Raw genomic sequence first — 18730 nt, 5'->3', positions numbered from 1 at the left:
ATTCTCAACGATAGACGGTCAGCGCCAGGGCGCCGAACAGGCAAACGAACAGGCTCAGGCGCAGCAGCGCCGGGTGCCAGAAAAACCGGTACAGGTCGAAGCCGGCCAGGAAGCGATCCAGGGCCCAGGCCAACACGGCTGCAATCAGGAACATCAGGGTCATGGTCGGCATGTAGATGCCGTGGAACGCGATTTCACGGGGCATGCGCAGCTCCTTTAAGGGCAGCGAGGGGCGATTGCGGGTCGAGCAGCGAGGTGCGGATAAAGTGCAGGTAGCTTTTCACCCGGCGCAGGGCCGAGGTGTCGAAGTGCGGGGCGAAGGGTTCGTCGGTGGCCTGCACACGGCTGATCGCGTGGTCGACGGCAATCAGGCCGCGCTCCAGGTTGCTCGCGCTGGGTTGCAGGAACAGCCGCACCAGCGAGCGCCCCATCACGCGGATCGCCTGGCGCCACGGTTGGGATTCGGCGTACGCCGGATGCACCGGCAAAATCGCCTGTTCCTTGCGCAACTCGATGATCGCGTGGCCGACTTCAAGCACCACGAACATCCAGCGCAACAGGTCGCGCTGCACTTGCGGCTGGCCGACGGCGAGGCCGTAGGCCTGGTGCAGCAAGTCACGGGTGCGGCTTTCAAAACTCGACGCCAGGCCCTTGAGCTTGCCGCTGATCGCATACACCACCTGCTCGCGCAGGTCCTGCTCCAGGCGGCGCCACAACCAGCGGCTGTTGGGCGGCAGGATGATCGCCCCGGCGGCGGCACACACCAACATGCCGATGATCATGGCGATGTAGTCGTTGATAAAGGTGTAGGGGTTGTAGACCGTGAGGTTGTCCGGCACCGAGCCGGTGCTGAAGAAGATCAGCAGCCCCACGCCCACCCCGGCGTATTGCGGCCGCGAAGCGAGGAACGCGCCAAGGATGATCACCGGCGCGAGCATCACGCACAACAGCGGGAAGCCGTCGATCCAGGGGAACACGAAGAACATCTCAACAAAGCCCACCAGCGCGCCGATCAAAGTGCCGCAGGCCATCTGGAATGCCATGCGCTTGGGGTTCGGTGTGGCGGCGGACAGGCCGACGGTGGCGGCGGCGATCAGGGTCATGGTCGCGCCGCTGGGCCAGGCGGTGGCCACCCAATAGCTGCCGAGCACGATGAGGATGAATGACGCCCGGATCCCCGAGGCGGCGCAGGCCAGCCAGTTGGTTTTCGGCGTGTAGGGTTCGTCCCAGTCTTCGCGGGCGTGGCTGTGGTCGGCCAGGGAGGCGTGGGTTTGCGCGTAGTTGTGCAGATCGTCGACGAAGCGGTACAGCAGCTCGTAGGCGGTGTGGAAATCCAGTTGCTCGGCGTCGGTGGGGTCACCTTCCTGGAAAGTTGCGCGCAGGCTGCGCACCTTGGCGGGCAGGCCGTCCTTGTAGGCGCTGAGTTGCACCACCAGGCGCGCGGCGTCGGGGCTGGTGAGGGCGCGCCCGGAGAAGCCGTCGAGCAGTTCGGCCAGGTCGTGCAGGCCCGGCTTGATGGCCGCCACCACATGATCGGCCGCATCGGTGCGCAGCCGTTCGAGCAACTGGTGCAAGGCGTTGAAGCGCGTGGTGATGCTCATGAATTCGCTGTTCAGGCGACTGAGCCGCCCGTTGCGCCTGCGCATGTGCGGGTCTTCAAACACCGTGAGGCTGCGCAGCCCTTCCAGGCCCACGGCTTCGGCGATAAAGCGCACGTTGCTGGCCTCGAACCCTTCGCGCTGGCTGCGCCCGCGCAGGCCGTCAGTGACGAACAGCGCGAACACGCCGAAACGCTGGTAAAGCGCGTTGCGCATGGCGGCGCTGGAGGTTTGCGGCAGGATCGCGGCGCTGACCAGGGTGGAGCACAAAATCCCCAGGGAGATTTCCAGCACGCGCCACACCGCCGCCATGAAGGCGCCGTCTGGATGGGCCAGGGCGGGCAAGCCGACCATCGCCGCGGTGTAGCCCGCAAGGACAAAACCATAGGCGCGAAAGTTACGGTTGCGGGTCGCCCCTGCCGTGCACACGCCGACCCAGATCGCCAATGCGCCGAGGAACAGTTCGGTGTTCTGCGCGAACAAGGCGATCAACAACACCATCACCGCCGACCCCGCCAGGGTGCCGAGGAAGCGGTAGAAACTCTTGGCGAACACCTGGCCGCTTTGCGGTTGCATCACGATAAATACGGTGATCATCGCGGTGCGCGGTTGCGGCAGTTCCAGGCGCATGGCCAGCCACAGCGTGAGAAACGCGGCGATCAGCACCTTGAAGATATACACCCAGGTCACGCCGTCGCTGCGCGCCCAGTCGAAAAAACCGCGGCGCCACTCAAGGGAGTGCAGCCAGCGCAGCGGTGCAGGCAAGGGAGTCATCAAATCCTACTCAGTGATCAAACACGGCGAGTGCCGCCGGGGTCTTGCTCGGAAGGGTCTTGGCGTCTGGTGGTACGTCGTCGCCAGCACCCAGACCGCCGCCCAGGGCGCTGACCAGTTCGGCATGGGCGCTCAGGCGCGCGGCCTGGACCTGTTGCTCGATCTGCTGCTGGTGGAACAACAACGTCTGCGCGTTGAGCACATTGAGGTAATCGGTGAGGCCACGCTGATAGGCGATCATCGCGATGTCGTAGGTTTTCTGCGCCGAAGCCACCGATTGCGCGGCGAAGGCCGATTGCTTGTCCATGGATTCGCGGCGGATCAACTGGTCGCTGATGCCCTTGAGCGCATTGACCAGGGTCTGGTTGTACTTGGCCACGGCCACGTCATACCCGGCGCTGGCTTCGCCCAGTTCGGCACGCAATCGCCCGCCGTCGAAGATCGGCAAGGTGATCGCCGGCCCCACGTTGTAGTTGAATTTCTTGCCGGCCAGAAACTCCAGCATGCCGCCGCCCGTGGCCATGTAGCCAAGGCTGCCGACCAGGTCGACGTTGGGATAGAACCCGGCGTGAGCCACATCGATGCCACGGGCCTGGGCCGCGACCTGCCAGCGGCTGGCAACCACGTCCGGGCGCTGGCCGAGCAATTGTGCGGGCAGGCTCGACGGCAACTTCAGCGGCGCGGCCAGGGCCAGGCTCGGACGCTGCAATTGCGCGCCCTCCCCCGGCCCTTTGCCGGCCAGTGCCGCGATCTGGTTGCGACTCAGGGCGATTTCTTCGTCCAGGGCGTCCAGTTGGCGATGGGTTTCCGGCAACGGGGTTTCGGCCTGGCTGACATCCAAGTGCGTGCCGATCCCGGCGTCCAGGCGTTTGTTGGCCAGGTCGAGGATCTGCTGTTGCTGGGCCAATGTCGCGGCAACGATGTCGCGGTTGGCGTAATGCAACGACAACTGGATATAGGCGCGCACCACGTTGTTCTGCAATTCGAGCCTGGCCTGGCGCTCCTCGGCGGCGCTCATGTGCGCCAGGTCGACGGCGCGCTCGGTGGTGTTGCTTTCGCGGCCCCACAGGTCGAGGGCGTAGCTCAGGCCCAGGGACGCGTTGTTGTCCCAGGTGTTGGCGCCGCTCAGCTCGCCAGGGCCGTAGAACTGGTCTTTCGGCCAGTTATGGCGCTTGAGGCTGGTGTTGCCGTTGATCTGCAGCGACTCGGCCGACTCGGCAATCCCGGCCATGGCGCGCGCTTCACGCACACGGGCGGCGGCCATGGCCAGGCTTGGGCTGTTTTGCGTGGCGAGTTCGACCCAACGGTTCAGTTGCGGGTCGCCATAGGCCTGCCACCACTGACTGGCGGGCCAATGGGCATCCCGGATGGCACTCTGGATCGCTTCGTCGGTGGCCAGGGTATTGGCGCTGAGGGCCTGGCCTTGGGGGGCGATTCCTCCGGTTCCGATGCAGCCGCTGATTGCTAACGATAAGGCGCAAACACTGAGAGCCTTCAGCCCTCTGTTAATGAGAGTCTTCGGCTCTCTGCTGATGCGACGCGGCACGGCAAGCGTATTCCTGAGGTGGTGTTGCGAGGTAGGTAGCGCAATTCTAGGCGGCGGCCTGGAGGACGATAAGCGGGTATTCCTGTGAATCTTTGTTACCGTTCTAGCGATAATCCGGGCATTTGACCTACATAGTAGGGGGCAAGCGAGTAACAGAATGAGGCACCTAAGCACGCTTGGAGCCGCCCATGCTTTCAGCCCTCAGCACGTTTACCCCGCTGCCGCCGGCACACGACACCGCCGACGGCTTGCACAGGCAGTTACATCTGCGCCCTGAGCCGTTGCGTCCGGGGATGCTGCCGGTGCAACGCGATGTGCGTTGGATCGCAGACACACTGCTGGAAAAGCTGCAGTCCTACGCGGGCAGTTCCCAGGAGCTACAACCGATCAGGGCGCTGCACCAGACGCTGACCCACAGCGAACCGCAGTTGGAAGTCTCGGCCGACGAACTCCCAGGCTTCTACGCCTTTTTCAAAAAGGCCGAACACCTGCTTGAACGCCACCGTACCCGCGGCAACCCACAGATTGAGGCTGACTACAGCTTGTGCCGTGCGCTCAAATGGCAATTTCGCGCGGCCGTCGGCGAAGCCCGGCATACGCGCCAGGCCCCCGCCAGACTGCGCTCGCTTGCCGATGTCAGCGCCGGGGACAAACGTTCGAGCCACTACCATCTCGGGTATGACTTCATGCTGGAACCCTCCCGGCAGCTCAGTGCAGGCCCTTGCCTGACGAACGACTCACACCTGGAAATCACCCGTGACCAGCGCATCGAGCGCTCGCGGGTCATTGCCCTGCAGGGCAAGCTGAAATCCATCGCGCTGAACCTGGGCCAGAGCCAGTCGCGCAACCAGCTCAGCCTTGGCTATTTTTCCTCCAAGGAGTACGCAAGCCTGGCGCACTACGCCGACGTTCCCGGCAGCACGCTGCAAAGGCAGCGGGATTATTCGGCACTGAGCCAGCCGGGTGTCAGGCAGGCACTGGCCGAAAACGGCTTGGCCGACATCGAACTGCCATGCCTGTACGACACTCCCGGGCCGCTCAAAACGGAAAAAGGCTTCATCATCAGTGCACGCAGCGACGTCGCCGTCGATGTCTTCAGCTTCCTCAAGCTCAACAGTGCAATGGACCTGAGACTGCGGCGCACCTACCCGCACAAGGCGCTGGATATTCTCGGCCTGTACGACACCTCAGCGACGATGGCCGCACGCAAGCTGAGCCCGTTGCCGCCCGACGGCGACACGCCAGAGCGGTTGCTCGACGATATGAAGCGCCTGGCCGCGTCGGGCAGCCGGCACTTCATGCAAAAGCTTTCCACGCCTGCGCACCACACCCGGCAAGCCCAGGCATTGCTCGAGCGCTACGTGCGGCTGAAGCTTCAAGCGCCAGTCGACCCCGGCCTGGACCGACAGTTACTCGATGTGATCCAGCAGCACCGCGCACTGCTCCGACCGGATGCCGTGAAGGTCTACACACTGGCGAGCCATGCCCAGGTGTTGAGCGGATCGGTAAGTGCCACGGCGTCGGCCCAGGACGAAGGCGGCAAAGGCGTGAGCATCGAAGTCAGCCATCGAAAACTCGACGACCCGCACTTGAGCGGCGATTACCTGAGCATCGACATCGCCCCGCTCCAAGGCGCCCAGGTGATCAAGACAACCTTGCGCAACGGGCTTTGCGCCATTGGCCAGCAGACATTTGACTGGGAGCAACTGGTCCAGTCGATCAGCGCCTCACTGCTCGATCCGGCCAAACGAGCGGTCACCCAGGTGCTGGTCAAAATCAAACACGGGCAACCCGTGGTGTTGCTCACGCGCCACACGCTGAGCAAGGCTAACGACCTGCGGCTACCGCCAGTGGTCAACCATTACACCGGGTTCGATCTGCAGTCCCTGCGCACCCGGCAACAATTGCGCAGCGAGCAATTGGGCAGCGACTCGCTGGACCAGGTATTGCCCATCGCCCGTCGCCTGCTGCCGGAGCGACCCGCCTGGGACCATTACGTGAAGCAGCACGCCGAAGCATTCCAGACGTTGCTCGACAGCATCGGCCAACAAAAAACCGGCAGCGTGCTCGACGCCGAACTTGATGAGCTGGCACGCATCAGCCCGGCTCTGCGCCAGGCCGTTGAAAGCCTGAGGTTGCGGACGGCCACCGCCTCAGGCACGCCAACCCAGGAAAACCGTGCCCTGGCACAAGAAGCGCTGGTGCAAATGCTGCTCGACTACCTGCCGCACTATGAGGCACGGGTCAGCACAGCCTGGACCTTGCGCTGAGCCTTGGGGGCGGGCGGCACCCAGTGGATGCACACCTGCGCGCAACTTCATGTCACAATTTGCCATCGCCCCTGAGAACCCCCCATGGACACTTTGCAAAACATGCGCGCGTTCAGTTGCGTGGCCGAAGCTGGCAGCTTCACCGCCGCCGCCGCGCAACTGGACACCACTACGGCCAACGTTTCGCGCGCGGTCTCGAACCTTGAGGCCCATCTGCAAACCCGCTTGCTCAACCGCACCACCCGCCGCATCGCCCTGACCGAAGCCGGCAAACGCTATTTGCTGCGCTGCGAACAGATCCTCGCCTACGTCGAAGAAGCCGAGGCCGAAGCCAGCGACGCCCACGCACGCCCCGCCGGGCAATTGAAAGTGCACACCATGACCGGCATCGGCCAGCATTTCGTCATCGACGCAATCGCCCGCTACCGCCGCACCCACCCGGACGTGACCTTCGACCTGACCCTGGCCAACCGCGTGCCGGACCTGCTCGACGAGGGTTACGACGTTTCCATCGTGCTGGCCAGCGAGCTGCCGGACTCGGGCTTCGTGTCCCAACGCCTGGGCATCACCTACAGCATCGCCTGTGCCTCGCCGGATTACGTCAAGGCCAAGGGTTGCGCGCAACGCCCCCATGATTTACTCAACCACGCCTGCCTGCGCCTGGTCAGCCCGGTGATCCAGCTGGACAAATGGACCTTCAACGGCCCCGAAGGCCAGGAAAGCGTGGCGATCAACACCTCGCCGTTCCTGGTCAACTCGGCCGACGCGATGAAGACCGCGATCACTAGCGGCATGGGCGTCGGCCTGCTGCCGGTGTACGCGGCCATCGAGGGTTTGCGTAACGGCACCCTCGTTCGGGTGATGCCGACCTACCGCTCCCAGGAGCTGAACCTGTACGCCATCTACCCGTCGCGCCAGTACCTGGATGCGAAGATCAAGACCTGGGTGGAATACCTGCGCGGGTCGTTGCCGGAAATCCTGGCGGCGCATCAGGCGGAGTTGGCGGCGTATGAGTTGAGTGGGGGGTTGGGCGGCGCTCGTTTGGCGAACTGAGGTAGTTCGAACCGCAGAAATCAAATGTGGGAGCGGGCTTGCCCGCGAAGGCGGTGTGTCAGATACAGACTTGCTGGCTGATCCACCGCCTTCGCGGGCAAGCCCGCTCCCACAGGTTGAACGGTGTACACGTTGCATGGGCGTCAGCCTGCTGCCGGTGTACGCGGCCATCGAGGGTTTGCGTAATGGCACCCTGGTTCGGGTGATGCCGGAAATCCTGGCGGCGCATCAGGCGGAGTTGGCGGCGTATGAGTTGAGTGGGGGTTTGGGCGGCGCTCGTTTGGTGAACTGAGGTAGTTCGAACCGCAGAAATCAAATGTGGGAGCGGGCTTGCCCGCGAAGGCGGTGTGTCAGATACAGACTTGCTGGCTGATCCACCGCCTTCGCGGGCAAGCCCGCTCCCACAGGTTGAACTGTGTACACGTTGATTGAGTGGTGTCCTGACAACACAGACGAGGAATGTTAGCTTGCTTGGCATTCTTCCGTAGTCGATGAGCCCGCCTGCAATGAAAAAGACCGTCCTCGCCTTCAGCCGTATCACCCCGCCAATGATCGAACGCCTGCAACAGGATTTCGAGGTGATCGCGCCCAATCCCAAACTGGGTGACATCAACGCGCAGTTCAACGAAGCCCTGCCCCACGCCCACGGTTTGATCGGCGTGGGTCGCAAGCTGGGCCGCGCGCAGCTCGAAGGCGCCGGCAAGCTGGAAGTGGTCTCCAGCGTCTCGGTGGGCTACGACAACTACGATGTGCCCTACTTCAATGAACGCGGGATCATGCTCACCAACACCCCTGACGTGCTCACCGAAAGCACCGCCGACCTGGCCTTCGCCCTGCTGATGAGCAGCGCGCGCCGCGTCGCCGAGCTGGACGCCTGGACCAAGGCCGGTCAGTGGAAAGCCAGCGTCGGCGCAGCGTTGTTCGGTTGCGATGTGCACGGCAAGACCCTGGGCATCGTCGGCATGGGCAATATCGGCGCGGCCGTGGCCCGTCGCGGGCACCTGGGGTTCAACATGCCGATCCTGTACAGCGGCAACAGCCGCAAGACCGAGCTGGAACAAACGCTGGGCGCACAGTTGCGCAGCCTTGACCAGTTGCTGGCCGAAGCGGATTTCGTCTGCCTGGTGGTGCCGTTGAGCGACAAGACCCGTCACCTGATCAGCACCCGCGAGCTGGGCTTGATGAAATCCAGCGCGATCCTGATCAACATCTCCCGTGGCCCGGTGGTGGATGAGCCGGCACTGATCGAAGCGCTGCAAACCCAGCGGATTCGCGGGGCGGGACTGGATGTGTATGAGCAGGAGCCCCTGGCGCAATCGCCGCTGTTCCAACTGAGCAATGCAGTGACCTTGCCGCACATCGGCTCGGCGACAGATGAAACCCGCGAAGCCATGGCCAATCGTGCGTTGGACAACTTGCGCAGTGCCCTACTGGGCCAGCGTCCGCAGGATCTGGTGAACCCGCAAGTGTGGAAAGGCTGACCTCTCACTACGGTGGGCGGGTGCTTCTGGGGGGGAGTTGGCTTGCCTGCTCCCACAGAAACCCGCCCGATACAAAACCCGGTTAAAGCCTGGCGCCCTCAAGTCGATAACTCGGTATAGATCGTCATCCCTGATCCTCAGAAGGTTTTTATGTCCACCACCAAAGCCCGCGCAGACTCACTCTCGCTTCTGCTCTTTACCTTACGTAGCGGCAAGCTGATGGCGATCAACCTGCTGAAAGTCAGCGAAATCATTCCCTGCCCGCCGCTGACCAAGCTGCCGGAGTCCCACCCCCACGTCAAAGGCATCGCCATCCTGCGCGGAGCCTCGCTGTCGGTGATCGACCTGAGCCGCGCCCTCGGCGAAATGCCCCTGCAAGACCCGGACGGCGGCTGCCTGATCGTCACTGACGTCAGCCGTTCCAAGCAGGGCCTGCATGTACAGGCGGTGAGCAAGATTGTGCACTGCCTGACCACCGATATCCGTCCGCCGCCCTACGGCTCCGGCGGCAACCGCGCGTTTATCACCGGGGTCACCCAGGTCGAAGGTGGCTTGGTACAAGTGCTGGATATTGAAAAAGTCATCCACGGCATCGCCCCGGCGCCGGTTGAAGCAGCGCCGACCGACCTGACCATGGAAGAAGCCGAAGTGCTGGGCAACGCCCGCATCTTGGTGGTGGATGACAGCCAGGTCGCCCTGCAGCAATCGGTGCACACCCTGCGTAACCTCGGCCTGACCTGTCACACCGCGCGCAGTGCCAAGGAGGCCATCGATGTGCTGCTGGAGCTGCAAGGCACGGCCGAGCAGATCAATGTGGTGGTATCGGACATCGAGATGTCCGAAATGGACGGTTACGCCCTCACCCGCACCCTGCGTGAAACCCCGGATTTCAAAGACCTCTACGTGCTGTTGCACACCTCCCTGGACAGCGCGATGAACAGCGAAAAAGCCCGCCTGGCCGGGGCCGATTCGGTGCTGACCAAGTTTTCTTCGCCGGAACTGACCAAGTGCCTGGTGATCGCCGCCCAGACTGTGGCGCAAAAAGGCCTGTAAGCGGTGAGCGAGTATTTCCAGCTGCTACGCCGCGACCTCACCGCCAGCCTGCCCGCGCAGCAATGGCCGGCGGGTACGCAGTTGGATCACTACCGCGACGCGCTGGCCCCGGCGATTCATGCAGTGTTGCGCATGACCCAGGACCAAGGCGGTGGCCGCGTACCCGGCCTGGATGAATGGCGACACCAGTTTGTCACCGACGCCGAATTCGACCCGACGCTGTGCCTGGTAGCCAGCAACGCCGACGGTATTCTCGGCGTGGCGCAATGCTGGACCAGCGCGTTTATCAAGAATCTCGCCATACACCCCTGCGCCCAGGGCCAGGGGCTGGGCCGTGCGTTGTTGCTGCACTGCTTCCAGGTGTTCAAGCAACGCGGCGAACCCTACGTGGATCTCAAGGTGCTGGAGAGCAACCTGCGCGCACGCAAGCTCTATGAAAGCGCTGAAATGAGATTCGTCCTACGCGATGTCGTCGCAGCAGACTGACAGGCACTGGCGCACAACTTGCTTCCAGACAGGCTGAGCGGTGGACAGAGGTAAAAACCCGTCACCGCTCAAGTGTGCCCTCTGACCTAGCCTGGTGACAGATCCGCCATGAACACTCATTTTTCCTGCGTCGGTTGCGGCAAATGCTGCAGCGACCACCACGTCCCCCTGACCCTCGATGAAGCCCGCATGTGGGCGGCGGACGGCGGCCAGGTCATCGTGCTCGTGGAAGGTTTTCTCGCCAGCGGCCTGGGCTTGCCCGCCCAGCAACGCGAGCATGCCGAACGCCGTTCGGTGGTGGTGCCCTGCGGCAACACCGAGGCGTTGCTGGCCATCACCTTTGCCGCCTACAACGCCGGGCGTTGCCGGAATCTTGACGCAGACAACCTGTGCCGCATCTATGAGCGGCGGCCGTTGGTGTGTCGGATCTATCCGATGGAGATCAATCCGCACATCCCGTTGAACCCCGCGGCGAAGGAATGCCCACCGGAATCCTGGGAACAGGGCCCGGCGCTGATCGTCGGTGGCGAACTGGCGGACCCGCAGTTGGCCGCCTTGATCCAGCGCTCGCGCCAGGCCGACCGCGATGACGTCCAGACCAAAGAAGCCGTGTGCGCCTTACTCGGCCTGCGCACCACGGCGCTCAAGGGCGATGGGTTTACCGCGTACCTGCCGGACATGGGCGCGTTTGCCCAGGCGCTTGAATTGGCGACGCAACGGCCGGCCGTGGCCAATGAGTGGGTGTTTCATGTGTCCGGGATGGACATTGCCGAGCAACTGCTGGATGCGGGGGCGCAGATTGCTACCGAGGTGCCGGCCAACTATGCGTTTATTTCGTTGAGGGCGGCGTAGGCAGTACCGGCCCCTTCGCGGGCAAGCCCGCTCCCACAGGTGATCGGTGTTGGCGGGCTGTCAGTGCTCGGCTGCAGATCGCCCAGACACTGCTAGTCCCCTGTGGGAGCTGTCGAGCTTTAGCGAGGCTGCGAAGGCGGCGGCACTGTTGGCGGATATGCTGCCTCTCAACCATAGAATCTCCCACAGGGGGTTGGCAGTGGAGCAACTGTGCAGGCTGGCTTGCGAAGGCGGCAGCACATTCACTCCAAATCCCACTAATGTCGCTTGCCCCAGAACTCCCGCGCCAACTGCCGCAAGTCTTCCGCCAACGCCGCCACATCCCCGGAACTGCGCTGGCTGCGCTGCCCCGCGCAGACGGTGGCCTCCCCTGCATTGCGAATACCGACAATATTGCGATTGATGTCTTCGCTCACCGCACTTTGCTCCTCCACCGCCGCCGCGATCTGCTGGCTCATGCCGGTGATCTGGCTCACGCGCTGGCTGATGCCATCCAACGCGGCCGCCGCCCGTTGTGCCTGCACGACGCTGGCGTCGACATGTTCGCTGCTCTGCGCCATGGCCTGCACCGCGTCCCGCGCGCCGCCTTGCAGGGTGCTGATCATGCGCTGGATTTCGTTGGTCGATTGCTGGGTGCGTTGCGCCAGGCCGCGTACTTCATCGGCAACCACGGCAAAACCACGGCCCTGCTCGCCGGCCCGCGCCGCTTCGATGGCGGCATTCAGTGCCAGCAGGTTGGTTTGTTCGGCAATGGTGCGGATCACCTCCAGCACGCTGCTGATTTCACCGCTGTGACTTTCCAGTTGGTGGATCACCTCAGTGGCGCGGGTCAGTTCCTGGGACAGGCGCAACACCGCATCGCGGCTTTCATCCACCCGCAGATGACCTTCACGGGTTTCGTTGCCGGCCTGGTCGGCCGCCTTGGACGCCACGACAGCATGGTTGGCCACCGCAGCCACACTGGCGGTCATCTGGTGGATCGCCGCCGCCACCTGATCGGTCTGGGTCTGCTGGCCGAGGCTGCTGGCATGACTGCTGTCCAACTGCTCGACCAACTGCGCGGCATGCCCGGACAAGCGCCACGATGCATCGCCGATGCGCCCGACCACTGCGCCCACCTGGGCTTCAAGCATGTGCAGGGCAAATTCGATCGTCCCGCACTCATCCGTGCGTCCGGTGTAGATCGCCTGGCTCAAGGGGTTGTCGGCGATTGCACGCGCGCGTTGATTCAACTGCGCCAGGGGCCGCAGGATCGCGTTGACCCCCGCCGCGCCCACAGCGCCACCGAGCACCAGCGCCAGCAGTTGCCAAACCAGCGCGTAGTCCGCCAGGCCCAGTCCCAACGCCCAGGTCAGGCCGCCGGTGCCGACCACCCACAACGATAACTTCAGGCCCATGCCGAACGTGGGCAGCAGCGGCCGCTTGCCCCCGCGCAATTGGGCGTAGGCACGTTCCGCTGCTGCGATGCGGCGCGCATCCGGCTTGGTGCGCACCGACTGATACTCCACCGTCACACCATCACGCGTGACCGGCGAGGCATAGGCGCTGACCCAATAGTGATCGCCGTTCTTGCAGCGGTTTTTCACCATGCCCATCCATGAGCGTCCCGCCTTCAAGGTTTGCCACATGTGCGCAAACGCCGCGGCCGGCATGTCCGGGTGACGCAACAGATGGTGCGGTGCGCCGAGCAGCTCCTCGCGGCTGTAGCCACTGACGTCGATAAAGTCCTTGTTGGCGTAGGTAATCACACTGGTCAAGTCGGTGGTCGAGAGGATATTGGCGTCAGGGGCAAAGTCCACATTTCGACCGGTGACCGGCAGGTTGATCTTCATGGATAAGCGCGCTCGTAATGGTTGGAGAGTCGGCAGGGCCGTCGACTCTAAGCGCACCAAGGGGGCAAATACTGATCCAGCTCATGTTCCGCGCAATTAGTTTGCCATCACGGCGTGCCGGGGGATGTCCAGGTGATAGGGTTGGGTGATCCGCTGGTATTCGCCGTTGTGCATCAACTGCTCAAGGGCGCGGTTCAGCTCATTGCGCAGCGCCGTATCAGGCTTGCGCAGTGCAATCGCCACACCGTCACCCAATGATTGCGCCGAGATGGCAGGGCCAAGGAAGTCGAAATCCTGGCCGTCTGCCGTGTCGAGCAGCAGCTCGCGGATCTCTATGGGGCCTTGCAAGGTTGCATCTATATCGCCAGCCACCAGGCTGCGCACGAGTTCTTCATTGAGCCAGAAACTCTTGATGATGACGCCCGCCGGCGCCCATTTCGACAGGGCGAAGGCTTCGCGATTGCTCCTCAGCAAGACCCCGACGCGCTTGCCTTTGAGCGAGCGCCGGTTCGGCAGCAAGCCCGAGGTTTTGCGCGCTACCAGGCGGGTAGTGAAGGGATAGAGGTCATCGGTGAAATTTACCCGCTTGCGCCGCTGAGCGGTCGGCGCCATGCCCATGATCGCGTCGAATTGCCGGGCTTCAAGGGCTGCGAAGCTCTCGACGAGGATCTGATCGACCCAGATGCAACGTGCGTTGAGCTGCTCACACAACGCATTGCCCAACTCGATGTTCAAACCCACCAGGCGGCCGTGCTGATCACGGCTTTGGAACGGCGGAAACTGCGCGGCGACGGCGAAGCGGATTTCGCGCCGTGGCAGGTCATCGGCTATTGCGATAGTGAAGCCCCCGGACAACATCAATAGGGCGAGGGAAACACGCAGGTGTGTCAGGGCCACAGGGGACGTCCTTTTCTAGAAAAACCAGCTTCATCCTCATCCAACCCCGTGAAGAGGCCGTGCAGGTGTCGCGAAAGCTTTCAAAAAAAGGACCTGTGCCTACAAGCAGAAATATCGACTGAGGCTGTAGGCATTTACCACTACAGCTTGTGACCCTCTACTCTCAACGTTTACCCATGGAACGACGGGTGCCCGGTGGCGCCATGCCAGGCGATTTGGTGTGACCGTTCTTGGCACCGTTTTTATACCAAGGTTGGGCGGCATTCTTCGCCCCGGCCAGCTCACCCGGTTTGAAGGGAAACTTGAACGCCGGGATCTCGGCTTTTTCAACGCCTTCGGCGTTGGCCGAATCGACGAGGTCGGCCGCTTCAACAGGGGATTGTGTCGGGGAATTCATGAAAGCTCCGGGGCATGCAGATAATGATGCGGGGCCGGCTTGCAGGCCACACTGGCGCGCAGTATACCTGCGGGCCCATGATCTTTTACCACTGTCGTACGAATGGTCAGCATGTAACTGACAGCGCCGTCAGAAAGCGGTCACCTTGCTGACCGGGTTCACAGGCTATAAATACCCATCCTTTTTCCACCTCTCGTCCCGGCACCTGACAGCATGCACATTCAACGCAAAACCGCCTTGATCGTTGGCGTCCTCGTGGTAGTGGCCATTGCGGCATGGGTCTTCACACGGCCAGCCAAGACCAAATTGGTGGCTTCGACCGCCGTGCCGGTACGCGTCATCCACGTGGTGGAACAGGACCTGCCGCGCTACGTCAGTGGCATCGGTTCGGTGCTGTCGTTGCACAGCGTGGTGATCCGCCCGCAAATCGACGGCATCCTCACCCGGCTGCTGGTCAAGGAAGGACAACTGGTCAAGACCGGGGACCTGCTGGCGAGCCTCGACGACCGCTCGATCCGCGCCAGTCTCGACCAGGCCAGGGCCCAGCTGGGACAGAGCCAGGCGCAACTGCAAGTGGCCCTGGTCAACCTCAAGCGCTACAAGGAACTGAGCGTCGACGACGGCATCTCCCGGCAGACCTACGACCAGCAACAGGCGCTGGTCAACCAACTGAAAGCCACGGTGCAAGGCAACCAGGCGGCCATTGACGCGGCCCAGGTACAGCTTTCCTACACCCAGATTCGCTCGCCGGTCACAGGTCGCGTGGGGATACGCACGGTGGACGAAGGCAACTTCCTGCGCATGAGCGACACCCAAGGCTTGTTCTCGGTGACGCAGATCGATCCGATTGCCGTCGAGTTCTCCCTGCCGCAGCAAATGCTGCCGACCCTGCAGGGGCTGATTGCCGCCGACCACCCTGCCAAGGTCGACGCTTACCAGGGCGCCGATACCGAAGGCCGGGACAGTGACCTGCTGGGCCAGGGCCGCCTGAGCTTGATCGACAACCAGATCAACAGCACCACCGGCACCCTGCGCGCCAAGGCCGAGTTCGCCAACACCGCGCAGAAGCTGTGGCCCGGCCAGTTGGTGACGATCAAGATCCAGACTGCCCTCGACCGCAATGCCCTCGCCGTCCCCCCGACCGTGGTGCAGCGTGGCCTGGACTCGCATTTCGTGTACCGCATCAAAGGCGACAAGGTCGAGACCGTGCCGGTGCAGGTGGTGTATCAGGACAGCGAGCGCAATATCCTCAAGGGCATCCAGGCCGGCGACGTGTTGGTCAGCGATGGCCAATCGCGGCTCAAGGCCGGCGCCCAGGTCGAGATCCTCAAGGAGCCGCCCCAAGTGATCCAGACCGCTGACGCCCAGGTGCAGCCATGACGTCGCGGGGTTCGGTTTCGGCCTGGTGCATCGACCGCCCGGTCGCCACCCTGTTGCTGACCTTTGCCCTGGTGCTGCTTGGGCTGATTGCCTTCCCCAAATTACCCATCGCCCCACTGCCGGAAGCGGAGTTTCCGACGATCCAGGTCAGCGCCCAATTACCCGGCGCGAGCCCCGACACCATGGCCTCGTCGGTCGCCACGCCGCTGGAGGTGCAATTCAGCGCCATCCCCGGCATGACCCAGATGACCTCCAGCAGCGCCTTGGGCTCAAGCCTGCTGACCCTGCAATTCACCCTCGACAAAAGCATCGACACTGCGGCGCAGGAAGTGCAGGCGGCGATCAACACCGCCGCCGGCAAACTGCCCAGCGATATGCCGAGCCTGCCGACCTGGCGCAAGGTCAACCCGGCGGACAGCCCGGTGCTGATCCTCAGTGTCAGCTCCCATGACATGCCCGGCACCGAACTGAGCGACTTGGTGGAGACCCTGCTTGCCCGGCAAATCAGCCAGATCGACGGTGTCGGCCAGATCAACATCACCGGCCAGCAACGCCCGGCGATCCGTGTGCAGGCCTCGCCCGACCGGCTCGCCGCCATCGGCCTGACCTTGGCCGACGTACGCCTGGCCATCCAGCAATCGAGCCTGAACCTGGCCAAGGGAGCGCTGTACGGCAAGCACAGCGTGTCGACCCTGGCGACCAACGACCAGTTGTTTCACCCGGATGAATACGGTGACCTGATCATTTCCTACAAGAACGGCGCCCCCGTGCAACTGCGCGATGTTGCCAAAGTGGTCAACGGTTCGGAAAACGCCTACGTCCAGGCCTGGGCAGGGGACACCCCCGGCGTCAACCTGGTGATCACCCGCCAACCCGGCGCCAACATTGTCGAGACCGTCGAGCGCATCCAGGCCGAACTGCCGCGCCTGGAAGCGATGCTGCCTGCCGCGGTGCAGGTCAGCGTGCTGATGGACCGCACCACCACCATCCGCGCTTCGTTGCATGAAGTGGAAATGACCCTGCTGATCGCCGTGTTGCTGGTAGTCGGGGTGATGGCGATTTTCCTGCGCCAGTGGTCGGCCACCCTGATTGTGTCGAGCGTGCTGGGCGTGTCGTTGATCGCCAGTTTTGCCCTGATGTACGTGATGGGTTTCAGCCTGAACAACCTGACCCTGGTGGCGATCGTGGTGGCCGTGGGGTTTGTGGTGGACGATGCGATCGTGGTGGTGGAGAACATCCATCGCCACCTCGAAACCGGGCTGGACAAACGCGAGGCGGCGATCAAGGGCGCCAGTGAAATCGGCTTTACCGTGGTGTCCATCAGTGTGTCGCTGGTGGCGGCCTTTATTCCGCTGCTGTTCATGGGCGGCGTGGTCGGCCGGCTGTTCAAGGAGTTTGCCTTGACTGCTACGTCCACCATCCTGATCTCCGTGGTGGTGTCGCTGACACTGGCCCCGACCCTCGCGGCCCTGTTCATGAAAGCGCCGAGCCACCGCGGCCATGACAACCCCGGCTTTGGCGAGCGGCTGCTGGCCGGATACGAAAAATACCTGCGTCGCGCCCTGGCCCATCAACGCACCATGGCCGGTATCTTCCTGCTGACCCTGGGCCTGGCCGTGGTCGGCTACGTATTTATCCCCAAGGGTTTCTTCCCGGTGCAGGACACCGGTTTCATCCTCGGCACAAGCGAGGCAGCGGCGGATGCGTCCTACCCGGACATGGTCGCCAAGCACAAGGCACTGGCCGAAATCATGCAGGCCGACCCGGCCGTGCGCGCGTTTTCCCACTCTGTCGGCGTGACCGGCAGCAACCAGACCATCGCCAATGGACGCTTCTGGATTTCCCTGGTGGATCGCGGCGACCGCGACGTGTCCGCCAGCCAGTTTATCGACCGTATCCGGCCCAAGCTGGCCAAGGTGCCGGGGATCGTCCTGTACCTGCGCGCCGGGCAAGACATCAACCTCAGTTCCGGCCCCAGCCGCAGCCAGTATCAATACGTGCTCAAGAGCAACGACGGTGCGCTGCTGAACACCTGGACCCAGCGGCTCACCGAAAAACTGCGCGCGATCCCACAATTTCGCGACATCTCCAATGACCTGCAACTGGGCGGCAACATCACCCACATCACCATCGATCGCCGCGCCGCCGCACGCTTCGGCCTCACGGCCACCGACGTCGACCAGGCGCTGTACGACGCGTTCGGCCAGCGCCAGGTCAATGAGTTCCAGACCGAAATCAACCAGTACCAAGTGGTGCTGGAACTCGACACCCAACAGCGCGGCAAGGCCGAAAGCCTGAATTACTTCTACCTGCGCTCGCCGCTGACCAATGAAATGGTGCCGCTGTCGGCGCTGGCCACGGTTGACGCGCCCACGGTCGGGCCGCTGTCCATCAGCCATGACGGCATGTTCCCGGCCGCCAACCTGTCGTTCAACCTGGCGCCCGGCGTGGCGCTGGGTGATGCGGTGATCCTGCTCGACCAGGCGAAAAACGAGATCGGCATGCCGGCCTCGATCATCGGCAACTTTCAGGGTGCGGCCCAGGCGTTCCAGAGTTCCCTGGCCAGCCAACCCTGGCTGATCCTCGCTGCACTGGTGGCGGTCTACATCATTCTCGGCGTGCTGTATGAGAGCTTTGTGCATCCGCTGACCATCATCTCGACCCTGCCCTCGGCGGGCCTCGGGGCACTGGTGATGCTGTGGCTGCTGGGGCAGGACTTTTCGATCATGGCGCTGATCGGCCTGGTGCTGTTGATCGGCATCGTCAAGAAGAATGGCATCCTGCTGATCGACTTCGCCCTGGAGGCGCAGCGCACACGCGGCTTGTCAGCCCATGATGCGATCTTCGAAGCCTGTATCACCCGGTTCCGTCCGATCATCATGACCTCCCTGGCCGCCCTGCTCGGCGCCCTGCCGCTGATGCTCGGCTACGGCGCCGGTGCCGAACTGCGCCAGCCGCTGGGCATCTCGGTGGTCGGCGGCCTGCTGGTCAGCCAGGCGCTGACGCTGTTCACCACGCCGGTCATATACTTGTACCTCGAAAAGTTTTTCCACAGGCCCAAACCAGCGCTTGCGCCGGTGACCACACATTAAGGCCTAGGCCCCGTCCTGG

At 63.2% G+C, this 18730-nt stretch carries 15 protein-coding genes and 1 pseudogene; 9 read left to right on the top strand and 7 right to left on the bottom strand.

The window, feature by feature from the left end; genetic code table 11:
• Positions 1-4: 4 nt before the first annotated feature.
• The 3 genes from PSH81_RS04925 to PSH81_RS04915 are packed head-to-tail and all read right to left on the bottom strand — an operon-like array spanning position 5 to position 3918.
• Complete coding sequence (locus PSH81_RS04925; RefSeq protein WP_017738673.1) at positions 5-205, bottom strand: DUF1656 domain-containing protein; 201 nt, start codon at positions 203-205, stop codon at positions 5-7.
• Positions 195-2372 carry an FUSC family protein gene (locus PSH81_RS04920; protein WP_192297579.1) on the bottom strand — a complete coding sequence of 726 codons (2178 nt, stop codon included), beginning with the start codon at positions 2370-2372 and terminating at the stop codon, positions 195-197. The genes PSH81_RS04925 and PSH81_RS04920 overlap by 11 nt, the downstream gene beginning before the upstream one ends.
• A 10-nt stretch (positions 2373-2382) precedes the next feature.
• The gene (locus tag PSH81_RS04915; RefSeq protein ID WP_305392094.1) at positions 2383-3918 is read right to left on the bottom strand and encodes an efflux transporter outer membrane subunit; all 1536 of its coding nucleotides are present in this window, start codon (positions 3916-3918) and stop codon (positions 2383-2385) included.
• 188 nt (positions 3919-4106) lie between these two features.
• On the opposite strand from PSH81_RS04915, the gene PSH81_RS04910 reads away from it, so the two are divergent.
• From PSH81_RS04910 to PSH81_RS04880, 7 genes are all read left to right on the top strand, one after another.
• Complete coding sequence (locus PSH81_RS04910; RefSeq protein WP_305392093.1) at positions 4107-6188, top strand: hypothetical protein; 2082 nt, start codon at positions 4107-4109, stop codon at positions 6186-6188.
• A gap of 84 nt (positions 6189-6272) precedes the next feature.
• Positions 6273-7241 (top strand): LysR family transcriptional regulator, encoded by a 969-nt coding sequence (locus PSH81_RS04905; RefSeq protein WP_192297585.1) that lies wholly within the window; start codon positions 6273-6275, stop codon positions 7239-7241.
• 136 nt (positions 7242-7377) lie between these two features.
• The gene (locus PSH81_RS04900) at positions 7378-7533 is read left to right on the top strand and encodes a hypothetical protein (protein ID WP_370694886.1); all 156 of its coding nucleotides are present in this window, start codon (positions 7378-7380) and stop codon (positions 7531-7533) included.
• A 214-nt stretch (positions 7534-7747) separates the two neighbouring features.
• The gene (locus tag PSH81_RS04895; protein ID WP_226457464.1) at positions 7748-8722 is read left to right on the top strand and encodes a D-glycerate dehydrogenase; all 975 of its coding nucleotides are present in this window, start codon (positions 7748-7750) and stop codon (positions 8720-8722) included.
• Between the two features lie 150 nt (positions 8723-8872).
• A complete protein-coding gene (locus PSH81_RS04890) occupies positions 8873-9775 on the top strand; it encodes a chemotaxis protein CheV (protein WP_192297590.1) in 903 nt (300 codons plus the stop codon).
• A 3-nt stretch (positions 9776-9778) separates the two neighbouring features.
• Positions 9779-10261 (top strand): N-acetyltransferase, encoded by a 483-nt coding sequence (locus PSH81_RS04885; RefSeq protein WP_305392092.1) that lies wholly within the window; start codon positions 9779-9781, stop codon positions 10259-10261.
• Between the two features lie 108 nt (positions 10262-10369).
• Entirely contained in the window at positions 10370-11113 is a 744-nt protein-coding gene (locus PSH81_RS04880; protein WP_226457465.1) for a YkgJ family cysteine cluster protein, read from the top strand.
• A 257-nt stretch (positions 11114-11370) separates the two neighbouring features.
• On the opposite strand, the gene PSH81_RS04875 is transcribed toward PSH81_RS04880, so the two are convergent.
• The 4 genes and pseudogenes from PSH81_RS04875 to PSH81_RS04865 form a co-directional block, all read right to left on the bottom strand.
• A complete protein-coding gene (locus PSH81_RS04875) occupies positions 11371-12444 on the bottom strand; it encodes a methyl-accepting chemotaxis protein (RefSeq protein ID WP_370694908.1) in 1074 nt (357 codons plus the stop codon).
• A 219-nt stretch (positions 12445-12663) separates the two neighbouring features.
• Positions 12664-12945: pseudogene (locus PSH81_RS27450) on the bottom strand (PAS domain-containing protein); the annotation flags it as partial.
• 96 nt (positions 12946-13041) lie between these two features.
• Positions 13042-13842: a transporter substrate-binding domain-containing protein gene (locus PSH81_RS04870; protein ID WP_305392090.1), complete on the bottom strand. Its 801-nt coding sequence runs from the start codon at positions 13840-13842 to the stop codon at positions 13042-13044.
• A gap of 163 nt (positions 13843-14005) precedes the next feature.
• A complete protein-coding gene (locus PSH81_RS04865; protein ID WP_192297600.1) occupies positions 14006-14239 on the bottom strand; it encodes a hypothetical protein in 234 nt (77 codons plus the stop codon).
• A gap of 213 nt (positions 14240-14452) precedes the next feature.
• Here PSH81_RS04865 and PSH81_RS04860 point away from each other — a divergent pair, with 213 nt between their 5' ends.
• The gene (locus PSH81_RS04860; protein ID WP_305392089.1) at positions 14453-15619 is read left to right on the top strand and encodes an efflux RND transporter periplasmic adaptor subunit; all 1167 of its coding nucleotides are present in this window, start codon (positions 14453-14455) and stop codon (positions 15617-15619) included.
• Positions 15616-18711 carry a multidrug efflux RND transporter permease subunit gene (locus PSH81_RS04855; RefSeq protein WP_305392088.1) on the top strand — a complete coding sequence of 1032 codons (3096 nt, stop codon included), beginning with the start codon at positions 15616-15618 and terminating at the stop codon, positions 18709-18711. The genes PSH81_RS04860 and PSH81_RS04855 overlap by 4 nt, the downstream gene beginning before the upstream one ends.
• Positions 18712-18730 lie beyond the last annotated feature (19 nt).

The organism is Pseudomonas sp. FP2335 (genome assembly GCF_030687535.1).
Classification (GTDB): domain Bacteria; phylum Pseudomonadota; class Gammaproteobacteria; order Pseudomonadales; family Pseudomonadaceae; genus Aquipseudomonas.
This window is presented reverse-complemented; position numbering and strand designations above follow the sequence as displayed.